General features: G+C 68.3%; 24 protein-coding genes. 14 read left to right on the top strand and 10 right to left on the bottom strand.

What is annotated here, in order from left to right:
* Positions 1–72 precede the first annotated feature (72 nt).
* The 3 genes from G6N31_RS23465 to mrf are packed head-to-tail and all read right to left on the bottom strand — an operon-like array spanning position 73 to position 2,292.
* Positions 73–714 (bottom strand): sensor domain-containing protein, encoded by a 642-nt coding sequence (locus G6N31_RS23465; RefSeq protein WP_098002107.1) that lies wholly within the window; start codon positions 712–714, stop codon positions 73–75.
* Between the two features lies 1 nt (position 715).
* Positions 716–1,147 (bottom strand): organic hydroperoxide resistance protein, encoded by a 432-nt coding sequence (locus G6N31_RS23460; protein ID WP_179964229.1) that lies wholly within the window; start codon positions 1,145–1,147, stop codon positions 716–718.
* Positions 1,148–1,155: 8 nt separating this feature from the next.
* Positions 1,156–2,292, bottom strand: coding sequence for a ribosome hibernation factor-recruiting GTPase MRF (gene mrf / locus G6N31_RS23455; protein ID WP_098002109.1), 1,137 nt, complete (start codon positions 2,290–2,292; stop codon positions 1,156–1,158).
* A gap of 98 nt (positions 2,293–2,390) precedes the next feature.
* Between mrf and rpmB the strand changes: the two genes are divergently transcribed.
* Genes rpmB through rpsR form a run of 4 tightly spaced genes read left to right on the top strand, consistent with a single transcriptional unit; the run spans position 2,391 to position 3,344 of the window.
* Entirely contained in the window at positions 2,391–2,627 is a 237-nt protein-coding gene (rpmB, locus tag G6N31_RS23450; RefSeq protein WP_098002110.1) for a 50S ribosomal protein L28, read from the top strand.
* The gene (gene rpmG, locus G6N31_RS23445; protein ID WP_098002111.1) at positions 2,627–2,791 is read left to right on the top strand and encodes a 50S ribosomal protein L33; all 165 of its coding nucleotides are present in this window, start codon (positions 2,627–2,629) and stop codon (positions 2,789–2,791) included. Before rpmB ends, rpmG begins: the two co-directional genes overlap by 1 nt.
* The gene (rpsN, locus tag G6N31_RS23440; protein ID WP_098002112.1) at positions 2,791–3,096 is read left to right on the top strand and encodes a 30S ribosomal protein S14; all 306 of its coding nucleotides are present in this window, start codon (positions 2,791–2,793) and stop codon (positions 3,094–3,096) included. Before rpmG ends, rpsN begins: the two co-directional genes overlap by 1 nt.
* Positions 3,093–3,344, top strand: coding sequence for a 30S ribosomal protein S18 (rpsR, locus tag G6N31_RS23435; protein ID WP_098002113.1), 252 nt, complete (start codon positions 3,093–3,095; stop codon positions 3,342–3,344). Before rpsN ends, rpsR begins: the two co-directional genes overlap by 4 nt.
* On the opposite strand, the gene G6N31_RS23430 is transcribed toward rpsR, so the two are convergent.
* From G6N31_RS23430 to G6N31_RS23420, 3 genes are all read right to left on the bottom strand, one after another.
* A complete protein-coding gene (locus G6N31_RS23430; RefSeq protein WP_098002114.1) occupies positions 3,341–4,786 on the bottom strand; it encodes a catalase in 1,446 nt (481 codons plus the stop codon). The two genes, rpsR and G6N31_RS23430, sit on opposite strands and share 4 nt — an antisense overlap.
* A 109-nt stretch (positions 4,787–4,895) precedes the next feature.
* The gene (locus G6N31_RS23425; RefSeq protein ID WP_098002237.1) at positions 4,896–5,303 is read right to left on the bottom strand and encodes a hypothetical protein; all 408 of its coding nucleotides are present in this window, start codon (positions 5,301–5,303) and stop codon (positions 4,896–4,898) included.
* Between the two features lie 82 nt (positions 5,304–5,385).
* Positions 5,386–6,012, bottom strand: coding sequence for a stage II sporulation protein M (locus G6N31_RS23420; RefSeq protein WP_098002115.1), 627 nt, complete (start codon positions 6,010–6,012; stop codon positions 5,386–5,388).
* Between the two features lie 84 nt (positions 6,013–6,096).
* Between G6N31_RS23420 and G6N31_RS23415 the strand changes: the two genes are divergently transcribed.
* Positions 6,097–6,690, top strand: coding sequence for a TetR/AcrR family transcriptional regulator (locus tag G6N31_RS23415; protein WP_098002116.1), 594 nt, complete (start codon positions 6,097–6,099; stop codon positions 6,688–6,690).
* Here G6N31_RS23415 and G6N31_RS23410 read toward each other — a convergent pair.
* From G6N31_RS23410 to G6N31_RS23400, 3 genes are read right to left on the bottom strand one after another with little or no spacing between them, the layout of a single operon-like run.
* A complete protein-coding gene (locus G6N31_RS23410; RefSeq protein WP_420090231.1) occupies positions 6,677–7,786 on the bottom strand; it encodes a DUF4185 domain-containing protein in 1,110 nt (369 codons plus the stop codon). The two genes, G6N31_RS23415 and G6N31_RS23410, sit on opposite strands and share 14 nt — an antisense overlap.
* A 2-nt stretch (positions 7,787–7,788) precedes the next feature.
* Entirely contained in the window at positions 7,789–8,838 is a 1,050-nt protein-coding gene (locus tag G6N31_RS23405; RefSeq protein ID WP_098002117.1) for an aspartate-semialdehyde dehydrogenase, read from the bottom strand.
* A gap of 2 nt (positions 8,839–8,840) precedes the next feature.
* Positions 8,841–10,106: an aspartate kinase gene (locus tag G6N31_RS23400; RefSeq protein ID WP_098002118.1), complete on the bottom strand. Its 1,266-nt coding sequence runs from the start codon at positions 10,104–10,106 to the stop codon at positions 8,841–8,843.
* 108 nt (positions 10,107–10,214) lie between these two features.
* Here G6N31_RS23400 and G6N31_RS23395 point away from each other — a divergent pair, with 108 nt between their 5' ends.
* The 7 genes from G6N31_RS23395 (at position 10,215) to G6N31_RS23365 (ending at position 16,194) form a co-directional block, all read left to right on the top strand.
* Positions 10,215–10,799, top strand: a complete 585-nt coding sequence (locus G6N31_RS23395; protein WP_098002119.1) for a nitroreductase family protein — start codon at positions 10,215–10,217, stop codon at positions 10,797–10,799.
* A gap of 160 nt (positions 10,800–10,959) precedes the next feature.
* Positions 10,960–11,577, top strand: coding sequence for a maleylpyruvate isomerase family mycothiol-dependent enzyme (locus G6N31_RS23390; RefSeq protein ID WP_098002120.1), 618 nt, complete (start codon positions 10,960–10,962; stop codon positions 11,575–11,577).
* Positions 11,578–11,755: 178 nt separating this feature from the next.
* Positions 11,756–12,595, top strand: coding sequence for a nitrile hydratase subunit beta (locus G6N31_RS23385; protein ID WP_163722339.1), 840 nt, complete (start codon positions 11,756–11,758; stop codon positions 12,593–12,595).
* A 10-nt stretch (positions 12,596–12,605) separates the two neighbouring features.
* Complete coding sequence (scnC, locus tag G6N31_RS23380) at positions 12,606–13,325, top strand: thiocyanate hydrolase subunit gamma (protein ID WP_163722337.1); 720 nt, start codon at positions 12,606–12,608, stop codon at positions 13,323–13,325.
* Positions 13,325–13,702 carry a thiocyanate hydrolase gene (locus G6N31_RS23375; RefSeq protein WP_098002121.1) on the top strand — a complete coding sequence of 126 codons (378 nt, stop codon included), beginning with the start codon at positions 13,325–13,327 and terminating at the stop codon, positions 13,700–13,702. Before scnC ends, G6N31_RS23375 begins: the two co-directional genes overlap by 1 nt.
* 169 nt (positions 13,703–13,871) lie before the next feature.
* Positions 13,872–15,677 carry a 2-isopropylmalate synthase gene (leuA, locus tag G6N31_RS23370; protein ID WP_098002122.1) on the top strand — a complete coding sequence of 602 codons (1,806 nt, stop codon included), beginning with the start codon at positions 13,872–13,874 and terminating at the stop codon, positions 15,675–15,677.
* A 100-nt stretch (positions 15,678–15,777) separates the two neighbouring features.
* Positions 15,778–16,194 carry an SHOCT domain-containing protein gene (locus G6N31_RS23365; protein WP_098002123.1) on the top strand — a complete coding sequence of 139 codons (417 nt, stop codon included), beginning with the start codon at positions 15,778–15,780 and terminating at the stop codon, positions 16,192–16,194.
* On the opposite strand, the gene G6N31_RS23360 is transcribed toward G6N31_RS23365, so the two are convergent.
* A complete protein-coding gene (locus G6N31_RS23360) occupies positions 16,162–17,163 on the bottom strand; it encodes a DEDDh family exonuclease (protein WP_098002124.1) in 1,002 nt (333 codons plus the stop codon). The genes G6N31_RS23365 and G6N31_RS23360 overlap by 33 nt on opposite strands.
* Positions 17,164–17,239: 76 nt before the next feature.
* Between G6N31_RS23360 and G6N31_RS23355 the strand changes: the two genes are divergently transcribed.
* Both G6N31_RS23355 and G6N31_RS23350 read left to right on the top strand, forming a co-directional pair.
* Positions 17,240–18,463, top strand: a complete 1,224-nt coding sequence (locus G6N31_RS23355; protein ID WP_098002125.1) for a Mur ligase family protein — start codon at positions 17,240–17,242, stop codon at positions 18,461–18,463.
* Positions 18,460–19,176, top strand: coding sequence for a type 1 glutamine amidotransferase (locus G6N31_RS23350; RefSeq protein WP_098002126.1), 717 nt, complete (start codon positions 18,460–18,462; stop codon positions 19,174–19,176). Before G6N31_RS23355 ends, G6N31_RS23350 begins: the two co-directional genes overlap by 4 nt.
* Position 19,177 lies beyond the last annotated feature (1 nt).

Raw genomic sequence — 19,177 nt, 5'->3', positions numbered from 1 at the left:
ACCCATCTTGGAAGAGCCGACCGACAAATTCCGCCGAGTTTTCCGGTGACATCGCGATGACGTCTCGGCCCGCTATTGCCCCAGCGTGTTCTGCATCGCTCCGGCCAGCACATTCACTGCCGGTCCACCGTTGCCGGGCTGGCACACCTTGGCCTGCAGCAACACGTTCTCCCGTAGCCGCGTGGTGGCGAAGCAGCGGCGGTCGGTGCCGGCCTCCTGTTTGACCCAGTCCGCGTCGGTCGCCGAGGCCGGGCCCCCGGTGAACGTCCACACCTGGGTGGTGAAGTCGTTCAGGTGCATCGCGGTGGTCTGCCCCGAGCAGCCGATGGTGCGGTCGACGACGCGGTGGAACGCCCGGTCGGCGGCCTCGGCGGTGGCGAACACCCCGACGGCCTGTTTGACGAAGTGGGTCATGTCCGTCGGCGAGGACTGGGTGACCGCCCCGTTGAACGCCGCGAGGTCGGGATCGTTGTACACCTCGGGCAGCCCGATGTCGGCCCAGTTGTTGCAGACCGGGTTGTCGACCCAGAACGCCTGGAACGGCCGCGGGAAGGTCGACTCGAACCCCATCCGGGCGCCGACGATGTTGCCCACCGACCCCTTGGGCAGCACGGCGTAGTTGACCACCCCCGGTACCGACGGGCTGGCCGAGACCGGTGCGGCCGTCAGCACGGTGACGAGGGCACCGACCGTGAAGGCGATGGCCGCACGCATGTCAGACCTTCGCGCGCAGCGAGACATCGACGTTGCCGCGCGTCGCCTTGGAGTACGGGCACACCTGCTGTGCCTTGTCCATCAGGTCATCGGCGACACGCTGTTCGAGCCCGGGCAGGTACCCGATCAGCGCCACGATCAGGCCGAAGCCGCCGTCCTCGCCGTCTTTCCCGATGCCGACTTTCGCGGTGATGCCGCTGGCCTCGTCGAGAGTGACCTTCTCGTTCTTGGCGACCAGCCGCAGGGCGCCCAGGAAGCAGGCCGCGTACCCGGCGGAGAACAGCAGTTCGGGGTTGACCCCGTCGCCGCTGCCGCCCATCTCCTTCGGCGGGCGGGTGTCGAGGTCGAGTTTTCCGTCGGCGGACTTCACGTGGCCGTCGCGGCCGCCCCCGGTGGCGGTGGACTCTGCGGTGTAGACGACGTCGATACTCATCTCTCCGATCATGCCAAACGGGCGTGATCGGCCGGACCGTCCAACGGAGGCCCGAAGGGGTCTTCATAGCGGCACCAGTCCTGTGGGTGCGCCATCTCCGTGTCGGTCAGCAGCGCTCCGTCGAGCGCGGCGAGGATCTCAGCGGGTTCCGCGCCGCAGACCAACACGGTCAGCGACGTGTGCCGGTCCCCATGGCGGTGGTCCCAGATCAGGTCGGCCATCGCCCGCCGCTCCGGGTTCACGTAGGCAACCTCCTGAGAGGTCATGGCCGCCAACCACTTTCCCTCAGGGGTCAGGCGCAGCCCCGCTCCGGCTGATTCCAGCCACATCACCTCCCGGGGGCGGGTCGCCAGCCATACGCGGCCCCGGCTGCGCACCACCCCGTCGAGAAGGGTGTCGACGGCGGCGTAGAGCCGCACGGGATGGAAGGGACGCCGCGCCCGGAACTCGACGAGGCGCACCCGGCCGGCGGGGGCGAGCGGGGGTTGTCCCGTCAGCAGGGATCCGTGGGGGTCGTCGCTGCGACCGCGCCGCGCGCCGTCGTCCAGATTGGCCAGCGCCAGGCCGAGGCGCTGCGTACCGACGGTGACCCGCGCACTGGGCGCGAGTCGGCGCGCGACGGCGAGGGTGTCGGGGTCCGGGTGGGTGAGGACCACGACGTCGGCGAACTCGACCTGCGCGACGGCGACCTGCGCGACGGTGCGCCCGTCGTCGAGTTCGTCGTCCTCGAGAGCCTGGCCCAGCCACGTCGCGGCGTTGACCGCGGTGACGACCGCCGCCACCGCCACGTCCCGCGCCGCAGGCGAATGGGCGATGACGTAGCAGACCGGTTCGGGTTCCATCCACGGGTCGAGGCGCACCGCGATACGGGTGACGTCGGGTCTGCGGTGCAGTCGTCGCAGGTGGCCGATGAGTCCGTTGCGCACCGTGCACGACAGGCAGCAGTTGGTCAGCTCCAGCACCTCGTCCGCCGCGACGGGCAGCCCGTTCTGGATCAGAGTAGTTCTCCGGTGCACCACATGGCCGTCGAATCGGTGCTCGACGACCGCGGTGCCATCTCCTCGCAACAGCGCGCCCATGATGTCGGGGACCTCGTCGCCCTCCCCCTGTCCGGCCACGAGCAGGACCGGCGTCTGCCTCACCATCAGACCTCCTTTATTGGTAATGATTTTCATTAAGGGCGGTTTCACGCTACAGTTCCCCGCACGGCTTGTCGAAAATCATTTTCAATAAGGAGGTCTCTGTGTCCGCTCGGTGTCAGGTCACCGGCCGAGAACCCGGCTTCGGCAACTCGGTGTCGCATTCGCACCGCCGCACGCGCCGGCGCTGGAAGCCGAACATCCAGACCAAGACGTATTACCTGCCCTCCGAAGACCGCCGGATCCGGCTACGGGTCAGTACCAAGGGCATCAAGGTCATCGACCGCGACGGGATCGAATCGGTGGTGGCGCGGCTGCGCCGGGAGGGAGTCAAGGTCTGATGGCGCGCAACGAGATCCGCCCGCTGGTCAAACTCAAGTCCACCGCAGGCACCGGATACACCTACATCACCCGCAAGAATCGGCGCAACGACCCCGACCGGATCGTGCTGCGCAAGTACGACCCGGTGTTGCGCAAACACGTCGACTTTCGCGAGGAGCGCTGATGGCCAAGAAGTCCAAGATCGTGCAGAACGAACGTCGCCGCGCCATCGTCGCGCGTTACGCCGAACGTCGCGCCGAACTCAAGGCGGTCATCAAGTCGCCCGCCACCTCGTCACAGGAACGGCTGCAGGCGCAGTCCGAACTCAATCGTCAACCCCGCGACGCCAGCCCGGTACGGCTGCGCAACCGCGACTCGATCGACGGGCGACCCCGCGGGCATCTCCGCAAGTTCGGCCTGTCGCGGGTGCGGGTGCGCGAGCTCGCCCATCAGGGTCAGCTGCCCGGAGTCCGGAAGTCGAGCTGGTGAGCGCCCGTAAGCGCGAGGCCGCGCCGGCGAAGAAGCGCCGAAACCTGTTGAAGAGTCTGGGCATCGAACAGGTCGACTACAAAGACACACCGACGCTGCGCCAGTTCCTCTCCGAGCGCGGCAAGATCCGGTCGCGGACAGTGACCGGCCTGACCGTGCAACAGCAACGTCAGGTCACGACGGCGATCAAGAACGCCAGAGAGATGGCATTGTTGCCCTACCCCGGCCAAGGGCAAAGCCAGGGCTAACCGCCATTGCGGACGCCCTCCTCGACCTTCTTGCCGAGTTCGGGGTCGACGTTGCGCCAGTACTCGAACACCCGGGACAGCACCGGCTCCTTCACCCCGTCGGAGACGTGTCCGACGATGTTGTGCACCAAGCGGTCTCGCGCCGCGTCGTCGAGCACCTCGCGAACCAGCGTGCCGGCCTGACCGAAGTCGTCGTCATCGCTGCGCAACGCGTACGCCGAACGGACCATGTCGCCGTCGGAGGTCCAGTGCACCTCGGAGGCGCGGCGGGGGTCGGCTTCCGGGCCGCCCATCGAGTTCGGCGCGTACACCGGGTCGGGTGCGTTGCGGATCCGCATCGCTCCGTCCTTGCTGTAGGCGCGGACCTCGGTCTGCGGTTCGTTGACCGGGATCTGCTTGTAATTCACGCCGAGCCGGTGGCGGTGGGCGTCGGCGTAGGAGAACCCGCGGGCCAGCAGCATCTTGTCCGGGCTCAGGCCGGTCCCGGGCACGATGTTGTTGGGCTCGAACGCCGCCTGCTCCATCTGCGCGTGGTAGTCGACGACGTTGCGGTTCAACGTCATCTTGCCGACCTCGTGCAGCGGATAGTCGGCGTGCGGCCAGACCTTGGTCAGGTCGAACGGGTTGAACCGGTAGGTCTTGGCGTCCTCGAACGGCATGATCTGCACGTGCAGCGTCCAGCTCGGGAAGTTGCCGTCTTCGATCGCGGTGAACAGGTCCCGCTGGTGGTAGTCGGCGTCCTCACCGGCCAGCCGGTCGGCATCCTCCTGGGTGAGGTAGTCGATGCCCTGGTCGGTCTTGAAGTGATACTTCACCCAGAACATCTCGTCGTTGGCGTTGAGCCAGCTGTAGGTGTGGCTGGAGTAGCCGTTCATGTGGCGCCAGGTTTTCGGGATACCGCGATCACCCATCAGCCAGGTGACCTGATGGGCCGACTCCGGGGAGAGGGTCCAGAAGTCCCACTGCATGTTGTGGTCGCGGAGGTTGTTGGCGGCCATCCGCTTCTGGCTGCGGATGAAGTTCTGGAACTTCATCGGGTCGCGGACGAAGAACACGGGAGTGTTGTTGCCGACCATGTCGAAGTTGCCGTCGGAGGTGTAGAACTTCAACGCGAAGCCGCGGGGATCGCGCCAGGTGTCGGGGCTGCCCCGTTCCCCGGCCACCGTCGAGAACCGGGCCACCATCTCGGTCTTGGTGCCCGGCTGCAGGAATGCCGCCTTGGTGAACTGGCTGACGTCATGGGTGACCTCGAACTGTCCGAACGCCCCACCGCCCTTGGCGTGCGGCTGGCGCTCCGGGATGCGCTCGCGGTTGAAGTTGGCCATCTGCTCGATCAGGTAGTGGTCCTGCAGCAGGATGGGCCCGTCGGATCCGACGGTCAGTGAGTGCTCGACACTGGGGATCGGGGCACCGGAATCGGTCGTCGCGAACTTGTCAGTCATCTCATCTCCTCGCCGAGGGACGGCAGGCTGGGACTGGGGGCTGGGCCGTCCTCCTCACCGGCCCGAGTACCCGAAGAGCGGTCAAACCATCCCGGATGCCCCAAGTCCGTCAGGGCCGCGGCGTGGCGGTGGTGGTCGGCTCAGCCGCTCCACCGGGCTGATTCGGCGCCTGGCCCGTGGGCCCGCCGGGACCGAACGGGCCGGGCATACCCGCACCGGGGCCTCCGCGCTGGCCCATCGGCGGCATCGGAGCCATCGGGCCGTGGTGGCCCACCACGCCGGGACCGTTGTGCAGGTAGCGCGGGCCGCCGTCGATGTTCTTACCGACGAAGACCCCCGCACCGAAGATCGCCGCGAGGATGAACACCGAGCCGGCGGCGATGCCGACCCACAGTGCGGCTTTGTTCAGCCGGTGGGGGGGCTGCGCGACGTAGACGGTCCGCGGTTCGGCGGGCGGGGCCGGCACCGGTTCGGTCGCGGGCTCGGGCTGGTTCTGGGGAGGTGTCGTTTCATTCATGACCGCAATCTTCGTCGCGCGCACCACAGTCGCAGCTAGGTCTGAGCTGTGAGTTCACTATGAGCGTCTCGACGCTGCGGGCCTACAACAACCAACCGGCCAGCGGGTGCACGACATAGCGCAACGAGAACGCCTCGTACACCGCGCCGACGACGAGAAGAGCCAGGGCCGGCAGCGCGAGCCAGCCGAGCGTCTGCAGCCCTCGAAGGTAACCGGTCCGACGGCTTTCGGCCCCGACGGTGCGGGGCCGGATCCAGTACTTGCCGTGGAGGTGGCCGCCCACGACCAGGAGAATGTAGGCCTGGAACTCGATGACCACCGTCAGCGAGTGGGGGATCAACGCCACCCAGCCGATATCGTTCTGCGGGACGAGGGTCATCCCCGTCCGCACGGCCCAGTAGGCGAACAGCAGGACGCCCGAGAACGGCACGATCAGCGACGGCCCGACGATGGTCACCGCTCCGATCGTCAGCGCGTTGACCGCGAGGATGGTCAGCGCGAACAGCCAGGGATTGTCGAGCAGCGACCGGACGAGGTCGGCCGTGCCGTCCTCCTCCAACCGCGTGACCTGCGCCTGGCTGAGGCTCGGGAAAAGCAGGCCGAGTGCGAAACCGATGACGAGCAGGCCGTACATGGCCGCGTTCGTCGCCAGATAGGCGCCGCCGTTCTGACTGATGATGCGCAACGGTCGCCACTGTCGAACCGGCATTACCGACCTTCCCGTCTGCTCCACGATCACTGATACGCCGTACTAGTCGGCGCGCTAGCACACTGTACTAGTAGTGTTCTGCCCATGCACACGCGGGAGAGAATTCTGAAGGCCGCGGCCGAGATGCTCGCCGACGACGTGACCACCAGGCTCAGCGTCCGCGCGGTCGCAGCCCGGGCGGGTGTGAGCGTCGGATCGCTGCGCTTCCACTTCCCCACCCAGCGGGCTCTCCAGGACGAACTGCTGACCAGGATCTACCGGCATCTCGCGCCCGACGACCCGATCCTGGACCGGTCGCGGCCGGCCCGGGACCGGCTGGTGGACTGCCTGCGGCAGGTACTGGCCTCCGCCGGGGTCGGCGAGGAGGCACGAAAAGCCTGGGGCGCTGCCTATGACGCCTTCATCGCACCCGAACCCGACGACAAGGTACGCACCGCGTATCTCGCCTTCGAACGGGCAGCCGCAGGGCGAATCGAGTACTGGCTGGGCGTCCTCGCCGACGAACATGCGCTGCCCCGCGACGATCTCTCCCGCAACGTGACCTTCTTGAACACCGTCCTCAACGGCTTATCGGTGGCACGCGCCCTGCCCTCCGGCGAATCCGTCCTGCACGCCGAGACCGAGACCCTCTACATGGCCGTCGACGCGGTCCTCGGAGCCGGCGCTACCACGGCTTGAACGGGTTCACCGCATATTGGATGACGCGATACGGGGTGCCGCCGCGCGGAGTGGTGTTCCACTGGCTGACGAACACCCGCACGTCGTCGAGGGTCGATCGCGGGGACAGATAGCCGCCGTAGGGCTGAGCCAGGCGGTTGTCCTGCGGCGGCGGCAGTACCTCTGCCCGGTCCGGCCACGGCGCCGCGACCACGACCGTCGTCACCGGCGCCGACCCCAACAGCGTCGGGTCCCGGGCCACCCGGATCTCCATGTTGCCGGTGGTGGCGTTGAAGTACGACAACACGGTGGCGCCGTCGATCTGGCGCACGCTGAACTCGCCGACCCGGTCGGCCCACAGTGGCGCGGCCTCGCCGCCCCAGCCGGTGCCCGTCCAGGCCTGCCAGCTCGATCGGTCGGTGAACTCACCGGGTGTGGCGCGGTACAACGACACCGGTCCGCTGCGATCGAAGTTGTTCGCGACGATGTAGACCCATCCGCGCGCCGAGTCGACGGCCGGGATCGGGTCGTAATATCCACTGATCTGCGACTGGGCGCCGCCGGCATGGTCGGCGTCGCGCACCGAGCCGGGGATGGTGGCCCAGTTCGTCTGTCCGGCAACCGCGTGCACCAACCGGGAGCTCTGTGGCCGCAGCGCCTCGGTGGTGGTCACCATCAGGTAGTTGTCCCGGTTGATCTCGACGACCCCGGCCGGCAACTGCGACGCCCCCGGTGGTGTCGGGTCGGTCAGCAGCGGTTCGAACACACCGGTGACACGGTCGTAGCGCACCTCGCCCTGATCGAGCGACTCGTCGACGACATGCAACGCGATCGGCGAGTACCAGCCGCCGTAGCCCACGCCCTGACCGGCGAAGCTGTCGCCGCATACCTGCAGAGTCCCGCTGGGGAACTCCATGAACTCACAGAGATCGGTGGCGCCGATTCCGTAATCAGCTGTGGCGGTACCGGTTCCAGCAACCGGCGCCAGCCGCAACACCTGTCCCGGCAGCAGCGGCGGAACGCTGATCGGCGTCGCAGCCGCCATCCCGGACGCAGCCACGGCATTCCACGCGGCCAGAACCGCGATGATCGCGCGTGGAATGCGGTGGCGGCGCAACTTCAGAGACTTGCGGCCAACAACTCGGCGATCTGAATGGTGTTGAGCGCTGCGCCTTTCCGAAGGTTGTCCCCGGAAACGAACAACGCCAGGCCACGGCCGTCGGGAACGCCCGGATCCTGGCGGATCCGGCCGACCAGCGACTCGTCGATGCCCGCGGCGGCCAGCGGTGTGGGCACATCGACCAGCGTCACACCGGGTGCCGCGCCGAGGATCTCGGCAGCCCGCTGCACCGACAGGGGCTGGGAGAACTCGACGTTCAGCGACAGCGAGTGTCCGGTGTAGACGGGCACCCGCACGCACGTTCCGGACACGGCCAGCTCCGGAATACCGAGAATCTTGCGACTCTCGTTGCGCAGCTTCTGATCCTCGTCGGTCTCCCCGGACCCGTCGTCGACAAGTGACCCGGCCAGCGGCACCACGTTGAACGCGATCGGCGCGACGTACTTGTCCGGCGGCGGGAAGTCCACCGCACCGCCGTCGTGCACGAGTTCACGGCTGGCCGAGACAACGGCGCTGGCCTGGCCGTACAGTTCCTCCACCCCGGCCAGCCCGCTGCCCGAGACCGCCTGGTAGGTCGACGCGATCATCCGCACCAGGCCGGCCTCGTCGTGCAGCGGCTTGAGCACCGGCATCGCGGCCATGGTGGTGCAGTTCGGGTTGGCGATGATGCCCTTCGGCAGAGACCGGGCCCGCGGGGCGACGTCTCGCTCGAAGTTGACCTCCGAAACCACCAGTGGCACATCGGGATCCTTGCGCCACGCCGACGAATTGTCGATGACCACCGCACCGGCGGCCGCGAAGCGCGGCGCCTGCACCCGCGACATGGTCGCCCCGGCGGAGAACAGCGCGATGTCCAGCCCAGCCGGATCGGCGGTCTCCGAGTCCTCCACCTCGATCTCACGACCGGCGAATTCCAGCTTCTTGCCCGCCGAGCGCGCCGACGCGAAGAACCGCACCTCGTCGGCGGGGAACTTGCGCTGCTCCAACAGGCTGCGCATCACCTGGCCGACCTGCCCGGTCGCGCCGACCACACCGACCGAGACACCCATGCTCAACGGCCCGTTCCGGCGTACACGACGGCCTCTTCCCCACCGCCGAGGCCGAACGCCTCGTGCAGCGCAGCCACCGCACGGTCGAGTTCGGTGTCCTTGATCAACACCGAGATCCGGATCTCCGAGGTCGAGATCAGGTCGATGTTGATGCCGGCGTTGGCCAGCGCCTCACAGAACGTTGCGGTGACGCCGGGGTGGGAGCGCATGCCGGCACCGATCAGCGACACCTTGCCGATCAGATCGTCGTAGAGCACCTTGGTGAAGCCGATCTCCTCCTGCAGCGAGACCAGCTTCTCCACCGCGACGGGACCGCTGTCCCGCGAACAGGTGAACGTGATGTCGGTCTTTCCGTCCTCGATCTTGGAGACGTTCTGCAACACCATGTCGATGTTGACGTCGACATCGGCGAGCGCGCGGAACACCTGGGCTGCGTAGCCGGGCACGTCGGGCAGGCCGACCACGGTCACCTTGGCCTCGCCACGGTCGTGCGCGACTCCGGTGAGGATGGCGTCTTCCATCGGGATGTCCTCCATCGATCCTTTGACGAGAGTGCCGGGCTTGTCCGAATACGAGGACCGGACGTGGATGGGCAGGTTGAACCGGCGGGCGTACTCGACGCAGCGCAGCATCAGCACCTTGGCGCCGGCCGCCGCCATCTCCAGCATCTCCTCGAACGAGACTGTGTCCAGGCGCCGGGCGTCGGGCACGATGCGCGGGTCGGCGGTGAAGACGCCGTCGACGTCGGTATAGATCTCGCAGACGTCGGCGTTCAGCGCCGCAGCCACGGCCACCGCGGTGGTGTCGGAACCGCCGCGACCGAGCGTGGTGACGTCCTTGGTGTCCTGGCTGACGCCCTGGAAACCGGCGACCAGCACGATCTGGCCCTCGTCGAGGGCCTGGCGCAGCCTTGTCGGGGTGACGTCGATGATCTTGGCGTTGCCGTGGATGCCGGTGGTGACCACCCCGGCCTGCGAACCGGTGAACGAGCGGGCCTGCGCGCCGAGCGACTCGATCGCCATCGCGACCAGCGCGTTGGAGATCCGCTCCCCCGCGGTCAGCAACATGTCGAGCTCACGGGCCGGCGGCGCCGGGCTGACCTGCTTGGCCAGGTCGAGTAGTTCGTCGGTGCTGTCACCCATCGCCGAGACCACGACGACGACGTCGTTGCCGGCCTTCTTGGTCTCCACGATGCGCTCGGCCACCCGGCGGATCCGCTCGGCATCGGAGACCGAGGATCCCCCGTACTTCTGTACGACGAGCGCCACTGCAGAACCTTTCATGTCCGTTGGGTAGTCGTTGGGAACCGGAGAGAGATCCGTTAAAGGATAGAGGTTGGGCGCGAGTGGTTTCTCCCCGCCGGTAGCGTGCGGGACGTGGCTGCCGACCCGTCCGGCCGAACGGCACACACCTCGGTGCCGATCCATCCGCCGATCGCGGAGCGCTGGAGTCCTCGCGCATTTGACCCGAATGCCGAGGTGAGCCCGGCCGAGGTGAGCGCGCTGTTGGAGGCGGCACGCTGGGCGCCGACGTGGGGCCGCCGCCAGCCGGTGCGGTTCGCGGTCGGGATACGCGGCGACGAGACATTCGTCACCGTCGCCGGCACGCTGCGCCGCGGGAACAGCTACGCCCATGCCGCGAGCGCCCTGATCGTGCTGTGCGCCGACGAGGGTGAGGACGAGCGCACGGCGCTCTACTCCGCCGTCGACGTCGGCGCCGCAATGGCCAACCTGTGCACCGAGGCGGTGACGCGCGGACTGATCACCCACCCGATGGCCGGCTTCTCCCCCGAGGCGCTGCGCACCGGTCTCGACCTGAGTGATCTGCGGCCGCTGGTCGTGGTGGCCGTCGGTCGGCTCGGCGACTACGCGACGGCACCTGCGGAGATCGCCGAACGCGACAGCCGGCCCCGCGCCCGCCTGCCGTTGTCCGAGATCGTGTTGAACTGGAACGATCGGTAAGTAGAGACTTACCGTTAGTGACAACTTCCCTAGAAGCGGATCCCTGGCACGCCATCGCCGACGGCACGCGCCGCGCGATCGTCGCCTCAAGGCCGCGGGGCTGGTCACCGTGCCCTCGCGGGCTTCAACGGGTGGTCGAACAGTCCGGCAAGGAGGAGACATGAGCGCGCAGAAGGAGATGGCCCGCGCCGAACGCGCCGACCTCGCCGACTTTCTCGCCACATTGACCGCCGAGCAGTGGGACGCGCCCACGCTGTGCACCGATTGGACGGTCAAAGACGTTGTCGCACATGTCATCAGCTACGAGGAGCTCGGGACGGCGGGGCTGGTGCAGCGGTTCGCGAAGGGCCGGGTGGTGCGCGCGAACGAGGTCGGCGTCGCCGAGTACCGCGTGCTCCCCCCGGATCGGCTGCTCGATTTCCTGCGAGGCCACCTGTATCCGCAGGGGCTGACCGCCGCGTTCGACGGGATGATCGCACTGGTCGACGCGACGATCCATCACCAGGACATCCGTCGATCGCTGCGGCAACCACGCGTCGTACCTGCTGAACGGTTACGCCGGGTGCTGGACCTCACCCGGGGCAACCCGAGACTGCGGGTGCCGCGGCGCATCAGAGGCCTGCGCCTGCGCGCCGACGACATCGACTGGGAGGCCGGCGCCGGCGCCGAGGTCGTCGGCCCGGGCGAGGCGCTGATGATGGCGATGGCCGGCCGACCGGACGCCCTCCCCGATCTGCGCGGACCCGGGCTACCCGTACTCGCGGCCCGGTTGTCCTGACTCGTTGGATCATCGGCCCGACGCTGATGATCCCCGGGCTCGCGCTCTTCTACGGCGGCCTGGTGACGGGCACAGCCACAGCCGCTCGGTGTACCCGCCCGTTCATTCGCCCCCGGCGTGCCGCGAGCAAAGCTACAGTCAGCCCCAGCAGCGTCTGCTCCCGCGCGAAGGGAACCCCATGAGTACGGCCGAGGAACGCTCGACGCAACTCGATCTGGTGGCACGGCTGAAGTCGGCGTATCCGGAGCTCCCCGACGCACCACCGCCCGACCTGCTCGATCACGCCCGCTTTCTGGCGTACATGAAGACCAACCACGACGTGGGCGGTGAGCCGGACGCGCCGATGAAATACGAGAACAAGGAGTACGAGTACTGGGAGCACATGACGTATGTGATCTGCGAAGTACTCGCCTGGCGTGGCATCTGGCTGTCCGAGGAGCGGCGCCGCATCGGCAACGTCGACGTGGGCCGCGCGATCTACCTCGGATTTCCCTACTACGGCCGCTGGTTGTGGGCGGTGGCCCGGGTGCTGGTGGAGAAGCACCACATCAGCCTCGGTGAGCTCAGCGAACGCATGGCCGAGGTCCAGGAGCGCTACGCGGGCGGTCTGGCCGGCAAGAAGCTCGAAGCCAAGCCGAGGTTCGAGGGCGACGGGTCGCGGGTCCCCCGCAACGCCCACCACATTCGCGCCGTCGGCATCGGGGACCCCCAGGTCTACGCCGGACAGGCCGGCCAGCCCCGGTTCGCCGTCGGCGATGCGGTCGTGGTGCGCGACCTGCCCGCGCTGCTCTACACCCGCACCCCCGAGTACTGCCGCGGCGCGCGTGGCGAGATCGCCGACGTGTCCTACGAGAGCCCGGCCGCCGAGGACGAGACCTGGGACCGTGAGGACGCGGTTCCCGAGTGGTTCTACATCGTGCGCTTCCGGATGTCGGAGCTGTGGCACGGCTATACCGGCACCGCCGCGGACACCCTGCAGACCGAACTGCCCGAACGCTGGCTGCGCGCGGCAGGCTAGGAGAAACCTGATGGGCCACCACCACCATGACGGCGCCGACGAACACGACCACGACCGCACGGTCAAACCGATGGTCGACGAGGTCACCGACTTCGAGGTGCTCGAGATCGCGCTGCGCGAGCTGTGTATCGAAAAGGGCCTCTTCACCGCCGAAGAGCACCGGCGCTTCACGGAATTCGCCGAACAGATCGGGCCCACGCCCGCCGCGCGGCTGGTCGCCCGGGCATGGCTGGACCCCGACTTCGAGCAGCTCGCGCTCACCGACCCGATGGCAGCGAGTCGAGAGGTGGGCGTGGACTGGATGGAGCCGACCGGGTTCGGCACCCCCAGCGACTTCGTCGCCTTCAAGATCCTGGCCGACACCCCGACCCTGCACCACGTGATCGTCTGTGCGCTGTGCTCCTGCTACCCGAGGCCGATCCTGGGCAACTCCCCCGAGTGGTACCGCACCCCGAACTACCGTCGCCGGCTGGTCCGCTGGCCCCGGCAGGTGCTCGCGGAGTTCGGCCTCTACCTGTCCGACGACATCGAGGTGCGGGTGGAGGACTCCAACCAGAAACACCGCTTCATGGTCATGCCCATGCGCCCCGAGGGCACCGACGGCTGGTCGGAGGATCAGCTCGCCGAGATCATCACCCGCGACTGCCTGATCGGGGTGGCGCTACCGAAACCCGGCGTCACCACCAACGTCATCACCGACACCCGCCCGGCCATCCACGGCGCCGACTGATGGAACCACAGCCCATCGAGGCGCACGGCATCGAGCCGCTGCAGAAGATCGTCGAACGCAACCAGGTGTGGCCGCGGATGGCCGCCAAATACGGGGTCGAGAACCCGGTGCCGCCGTGGAAGACCAGCCTGGACGGCCTCTGCGACGCGCTCGACACGGCCGCGGGCGGCCACACGGATCCGGCCGCGGGCGGGGCGCTGACGTGCACGCAGCGGCGCGACGACGAGGACACGCTGTCGGCCACCGTGTACGCCGACCTGCCCTATCCGGAGAACCAGCTGGTGGCGCTGGCGCACTCGCTGGTGGCCCGCGGCATCATCGACGCCGCCGAACTCGAGCGGCGGTTGACCAGCATCCGGGCCAGGCTGGAAGCCTGAGGGCGCTGCAACTGCCGTTTTGACCTGCGCACACCGGCGAGTACAGTAGTTCGGGTGCAGCGGGTGCTCCTTCTCGGACGCCGCGACGGGGTCTGATCCAGACCGGCCTCCCGTCGCGGGTGTTCGCGATGCGCCGGTCTGAAGTCCTTCCCGACCCCGGAGCACCGAAATGACTGAGAATTTCAATCCCGACGCCTACAGCTCGGTACGCACCATCACCACCCCGGCCGGAGCGCCCAACCCCGGCCAGCCCTCCTGGAACACCCAGCGCCGTTCGGCGATGCCGGTGCACCGGTACCGCAGTTTCGACGAGGAAGTCGAACCGATCCGCCTGGCGGACCGGACCTGGCCCGACAAGATCATCGACACCGCACCGATGTGGGCCGCGGTCGACCTGCGTGACGGCAACCAGGCGCTGATCGACCCGATGAGCCCTGCCCGTAAACGCCGCATGTTCGACCTGCTGGTGCGGATGGGCTACAAGGAGATCGAGGTCGGCTTCCCGTCGGCCAGCCAGACCGACTTCGACTTCGTCCGCGAGATCATCGAACAGGGCGCGATTCCCGACGACGTCACCATCCAGGTACTGACCCAGTGCCGGCCGGAATTGATCGAACGCACCTTCCTGGCCTGCCAGGGCGCGCCGCGCGCGATCGTGCACTTCTACAACTCGACGTCGATCCTGCAGCGCCGCGTGGTCTTCCGCGCCGACCGCGACGCCGTGAAGCAGATCGCCACCGACGGCGCGCGGATGTGCGTCGAAGAGGCCAAGAAGTACCCGGACACGTTGTGGCGCTTCGAGTATTCACCCGAGTCGTACACCGGAACCGAGTTGGAGTACGCCGTCGAGGTGTGCAACGCCGTCGCCGAGGTGATCGCCCCGACGCCGGAGTGGCCGCTGATCGTGAACCTGCCCGCGACCGTCGAGATGGCCACACCGAATGTCTACGCCGACTCGATCGAGTGGATGCACCGTCATCTGACTCCGCGGGACTCCATCATCTTGAGCCTGCACCCGCACAACGACCGCGGAACTGCGGTCGCCGCAGCCGAATTGGGTTACGCGGCAGGCGCTGATCGGATCGAGGGCTGCCTGTTCGGCAACGGTGAGCGCACCGGCAACGTGTGCTTGGTGACGCTGGGACTGAACCTGTTCTCCCGCGGCGTCGACCCGCAGATCGACTTCTCCAACATCGACGAGATCCGCCGCACCGTCGAGTACTGCAACCAGCTGGCGGTACCCGAACGTCATCCCTACGGCGGCGACCTGGTTTACACCGCGTTCTCCGGCAGCCACCAGGACGCCATCAACAAGGGCCTGGACGCGATGAAGTTCGACGCCGACGCTGCCGACACGGATGTCGACGAATTCCTCTGGCAGGTACCGTATCTGCCGATCGACCCGAAGGACGTCGGCCGTACCTACGAGGCCGTCATCCGGGTCAACTCGCAGTCCGGCAAGGGCGGCGTGGCCTACATCATGAAAGCCGATCACGGGCTGGCGCTGCCGCGCCGGCTGCAGATCGAATTCAGCCAGGTGATCCAGCACATCACCGATGGTGAGGGCGGCGAGGTGTCGCCCAAGGAGATGTGGGACGCGTTCTACGAGGAGTACCTGGCCCCGGTCAGCCCGCTGGAGCGGATCCGGCAGCGCGTCGACGCCGCCGAGGTCGACGGCGGCACCGACACCATCACCGCGGTGGTGAAGGTCGACGGCGCCGAACGCGAGATCATCGGCGCGGGCAACGGCCCGCTGGCCGCGTTCGTCGACGCCCTGGGTGCCATCGGGTTCAACGTCAACGTGCTGGACTACTCCGAGCACGCCATGTCGGCGGGCGAGGAAGCCCAGGCCGCGGCCTACGTGGAAGCCGACATCGACGGCCAGACCGTGTGGGGCGTCGGGATCGCGACGTCGATCACCACCGCGTCGCTGCGCGCGGTCGTGTCGGCGGTGAACCGGGCCGCGCGCGGCTGACCGGCCGTTTTTCGAGGACTTTCGACCCTCTCCTGCCCCCAGCCACGGTGTTTGACTGACCCTGGCCGCGCGGCGCCGCCGTGGTTAAGGAGCAGCCATCATGTGGGATTCGTTCTGGAGCTGTCTGTGGTCAGCGGTCGTCATCTTCGCGTTCATCGCCTATCTGATGATCCTGTTCAACATCCTGGTCGACCTGTTCTGGCGCGACCACAAGACGTCGGGCTGGATCAAGGCGGTATGGGTGATCTTCCTCATCGTGTTGCCGTATCTGACGGCGCTGGTCTATCTCATCGCTCGCGGCCGGGGAATGGCCGAAAGGGCGCGCGAGCAGGCGGTGCAGGCCAGGCGCGAGACCGACGATTACATCCGGCAGGCTGCCGGGCGCAGTCCGGCACAGGAGATCGCCGACGCCAAGGCGCTGTTGGACGCCGGCACCATCTCGCAGTCCGAGTTCGACCGGTTGAAAGCCAGGGCCCTCGGGATGTCAGAACAGAGCGAATTGGTCACCGGCCGCTGAGGGTTCGGTGAACTCCTCGATGGCGGTGCCGCCGATCACCGCGTCGAGTGCGGCGATGAACGCACCACTGCCCAGCTGCGGAATGCCCAACTCGCCGGCCTGATAGCCCTTGCCCTGCTCGGGCGTCGCGGCGTCGCAGACCACCAGCGAGGTGTGGGCATCGACGGTGTCGGTGTAGGCGAGGCCCACATGCAGGATGCGCTCGACCAGTTCCTCGTGGGTGTGCTCGACCTCCGCGGCCAGCGCCACCCGCATGCCCTGCACCAGTGGCCGGCCCGCGACGAAACGCCCCGGGTTGGCGTACGGGCAGGCCATCCGCGCCGCCCGCACCCGCAGGGGGCGAAGTTCGTCGTGGGTGACCCGGCCGTTGGGCCAGCGGCGCCGGGTGACCGGGTGCACGGGCAACCAGGTGCGGCGCTCCCCGGCGCGTACCAGCACCGGTTTGAGGATCTGGGCCAGCACCATGGCGTCGTCGAGCGCGTCGTGCGGCCGGATCTGGGTGACGCCCCAGTGTGCGGCCAGCGTCTCCAGCCGCAGGTTCTCCAGACCGAGGTCGCAGCGGCGGGCCAGTTCCACCGTACACATGACGGAGTCGACGGGTAGTTCGGCGGCCACCAGCTCGGCTTCGGCGGCCAGGAACGCGTAGTCGAAGCTGACGTTGTGCGCGACCAGGGTGCGGCCGCGCAGCACGTCGGCCAGGTCGTCGACGACGTCGCCGAACGTCGGCTGCCCGGCGAGCATCTCGGCGGTGAGCCCGTGCACGTGGGTGGGGCCGGGGTCGACGCCCGGGTCGAGCAGGCTGTAGAAGCTCTGCTCGACGTTGCCGTCGTCACTGAGCGCCAGCGCGGCGATGCTGACCACCCGCGCCTGACCGGGGCGGAAGCCGGTGGTCTCGACGTCGACGACCGCCCACCCGGACCCGGGCTGATCAGCGGGTCGGCCCCAGCGGGTCGCGACGGTTGAGCTCACTCTTCGAGAATGGCACGCACCGCTGACAAGCTGAGCTCATCAGGCCGCGTGTCGGGCGCTCTTCTAGACTCCCCGCATGATCACTGCGCGCGGACGCGTCGCGCTTGCGGCGGGCGCCGCGGCGCGGTGGGCGTCGCGGGTCACCGGCCGGGGTGCCGGCGCGATGATCGGCGGGCTGGTCGCGATGACGCTGGACCGCTCCATCCTGAGCCAGTTGGGCCGCGACCGTCGCGCGGTCGTCGTCACCGGCACCAACGGCAAGTCGACCACCACGAGGATGACCGCGGCCGCGCTGGGCACGCTCGGTGACGTGGCCACCAACGCCGAGGGCGCCAACATGGACGCCGGTCTGGTCGCGGCGCTGGCGCTGTCGCCCGATGCGCCGCTGGCCGCGCTCGAGGTGGACGAGATGCACGTCCCGCACGTTCTGGACGCTGTCGACACCGCGGTGATCGTCTTGCTGAACCTGTCCCGCGATCAGCTCGACCGGGTCGGGGAGATCAACCACATCGAGCGGACGCTGCGGGGCGGGCTGGCCCGCCACCGCGCCGCGGTGGTGGTCGCCAACTGTGACGACGTGTTGATGACCTCGGCCGCCTATGACAGTCCGAAGACGGTGTGGGTGGCCGCCGGGGGCAGCTGGGCCAGCGACTCGGTCAGCTGTCCGCGCTCGGGTGAGGTGATCGTCCGGGAGGGGCGGCACTGGTACTCCACCGGCTGCGACTTCAAGCGTCCCGACCCGGACTGGTGGTTCGACGACACCCACCTCCACGGTCCGGACGGGCTGACCCTGCCGATGACGTTGACGTTGCCCGGTGCGGTGAACCGCGGCAACGCCGCGCAGGCCGTGGCGGCAGCGGTGACCCTGGGCGCCGACCCGGCCGCGGCGGTGGCCGCGGTCGCCGCTGTCGACGAGGTCGCCGGCCGGTACCGCACCGTGCAGGTGGGCCGGCACACCGTGCGCATGCTGCTGGCCAAGAACCCGGCCGGCTGGCAGGAGGCACTGTCGATGCTGGACCGCGACGCCGCCGGGGTGGTGATCTCGGTCAACGGGCAGGTGCCCGACGGCGAGGACCTGTCCTGGCTGTGGGACGTGCGCTTCGAGCACTTCGAGAACGTCCCGGTGGTCGCCGCCGGGGAGCGCGGCACCGATCTGGCCGTGCGGCTGGGATATGCCGGGGTCGAGCACACGCTGGTGCACGACCCGCTGGCCGCGATCGCCTCCTGCCCGCCCGGCCACGTCGACGTGCTGGCCAACTACACCGCGTTCCTGCAGTTGAACAGGCGGTTGCCGCAGTGAGCGAGTCCACGGTGCGGATCGGGCTGGTGTTGCCCGACGTGATGGGCACCTACGGCGACGGCGGCAACGCTCTGGTGCTGCGGCAACGGTTGCGGCTGCGCGGCATCGACGCCGAGATCGTCGAACTCACCCTCGACGATCCGGTGCCGGCGGAACTGGACCTGTACACCCTCGGCGGCGCCGAGGACTACGCCCAACGGTTGGCCACCAAGCATCTGACCCGCTACCCGGGCCTGCAACAGGCGGTGTCGCGGGGTGCGCCGGTACTGGCGATCTGCGCGGCGATTCAGGTGCTCGGGCACTGGTACGAGACCTCGGCCGGGGAACGTGTCGACGGGGTCGGCGTGCTGGATGTCACGACGTCGCCACAGCCCGAGCGCAGCATCGGCGAGGTGGCCGGGACACCGCTGATCGACGGCTTGACCCAGCCGCTGACCGGTTTCGAGAACCACCGCGGCGGAACCGTTCTCGGTGCGGCGGTGCGCCCGCTGGCGGCGGTGACCAAAGGAGCCGGCAACCGGGACGGCGACGGTTACGACGGGGCGGTGCAGGGCTCCGTCGTCGCGACCTACATGCACGGTTGTTGCCTGGCCCGCAATCCCGAACTGGCCGACCACCTGCTCGCCAAGGTGGTCGGGCCGCTGACACCGCTCGACCTTCCCGAGGTCACGCAGTTGCGCCGGGAACGGCTGGCCGCCCCTCGCCGGGTGTGAC

The sequence above is a fragment of the Mycolicibacterium duvalii genome (assembly GCF_010726645.1).
In the GTDB taxonomy this organism is placed as follows: Bacteria; Actinomycetota; Actinomycetes; order Mycobacteriales; family Mycobacteriaceae; genus Mycobacterium; species Mycobacterium duvalii.
This window is presented reverse-complemented; position numbering and strand designations above follow the sequence as displayed.

Excerpts from the sequence above, each read along its gene's own strand:
- G6N31_RS23465 (WP_098002107.1), bottom strand. The coding sequence starts at position 714 with ATGCGTGCGGCCATCGCCTTCACGGTCGGTGCCCTCGTCACCGTGCTG.
- G6N31_RS23460 (WP_179964229.1), bottom strand. The coding sequence starts at position 1,147 with ATGAGTATCGACGTCGTCTACACCGCAGAGTCCACCGCCACCGGGGGC.
- mrf (WP_098002109.1), bottom strand. The coding sequence starts at position 2,292 with ATGGTGAGGCAGACGCCGGTCCTGCTCGTGGCCGGACAGGGGGAGGGC.
- rpmG (WP_098002111.1), top strand. The coding sequence starts at position 2,627 with ATGGCGCGCAACGAGATCCGCCCGCTGGTCAAACTCAAGTCCACCGCA.
- rpsN (WP_098002112.1), top strand. The coding sequence starts at position 2,791 with ATGGCCAAGAAGTCCAAGATCGTGCAGAACGAACGTCGCCGCGCCATC.
- G6N31_RS23430 (WP_098002114.1), bottom strand. The coding sequence starts at position 4,786 with ATGACTGACAAGTTCGCGACGACCGATTCCGGTGCCCCGATCCCCAGT.
- G6N31_RS23425 (WP_098002237.1), bottom strand. The coding sequence starts at position 5,303 with ATGAATGAAACGACACCTCCCCAGAACCAGCCCGAGCCCGCGACCGAA.
- G6N31_RS23420 (WP_098002115.1), bottom strand. The coding sequence starts at position 6,012 with ATGCCGGTTCGACAGTGGCGACCGTTGCGCATCATCAGTCAGAACGGC.
- G6N31_RS23415 (WP_098002116.1), top strand. The coding sequence starts at position 6,097 with ATGCACACGCGGGAGAGAATTCTGAAGGCCGCGGCCGAGATGCTCGCC.
- G6N31_RS23405 (WP_098002117.1), bottom strand. The coding sequence starts at position 8,838 with ATGGGTGTCTCGGTCGGTGTGGTCGGCGCGACCGGGCAGGTCGGCCAG.
- G6N31_RS23390 (WP_098002120.1), top strand. The coding sequence starts at position 10,960 with ATGAGCGCGCAGAAGGAGATGGCCCGCGCCGAACGCGCCGACCTCGCC.
- G6N31_RS23385 (WP_163722339.1), top strand. The coding sequence starts at position 11,756 with ATGAGTACGGCCGAGGAACGCTCGACGCAACTCGATCTGGTGGCACGG.
- scnC (WP_163722337.1), top strand. The coding sequence starts at position 12,606 with ATGGGCCACCACCACCATGACGGCGCCGACGAACACGACCACGACCGC.
- G6N31_RS23375 (WP_098002121.1), top strand. The coding sequence starts at position 13,325 with ATGGAACCACAGCCCATCGAGGCGCACGGCATCGAGCCGCTGCAGAAG.
- leuA (WP_098002122.1), top strand. The coding sequence starts at position 13,872 with ATGACTGAGAATTTCAATCCCGACGCCTACAGCTCGGTACGCACCATC.
- G6N31_RS23365 (WP_098002123.1), top strand. The coding sequence starts at position 15,778 with ATGTGGGATTCGTTCTGGAGCTGTCTGTGGTCAGCGGTCGTCATCTTC.
- G6N31_RS23355 (WP_098002125.1), top strand. The coding sequence starts at position 17,240 with ATGATCACTGCGCGCGGACGCGTCGCGCTTGCGGCGGGCGCCGCGGCG.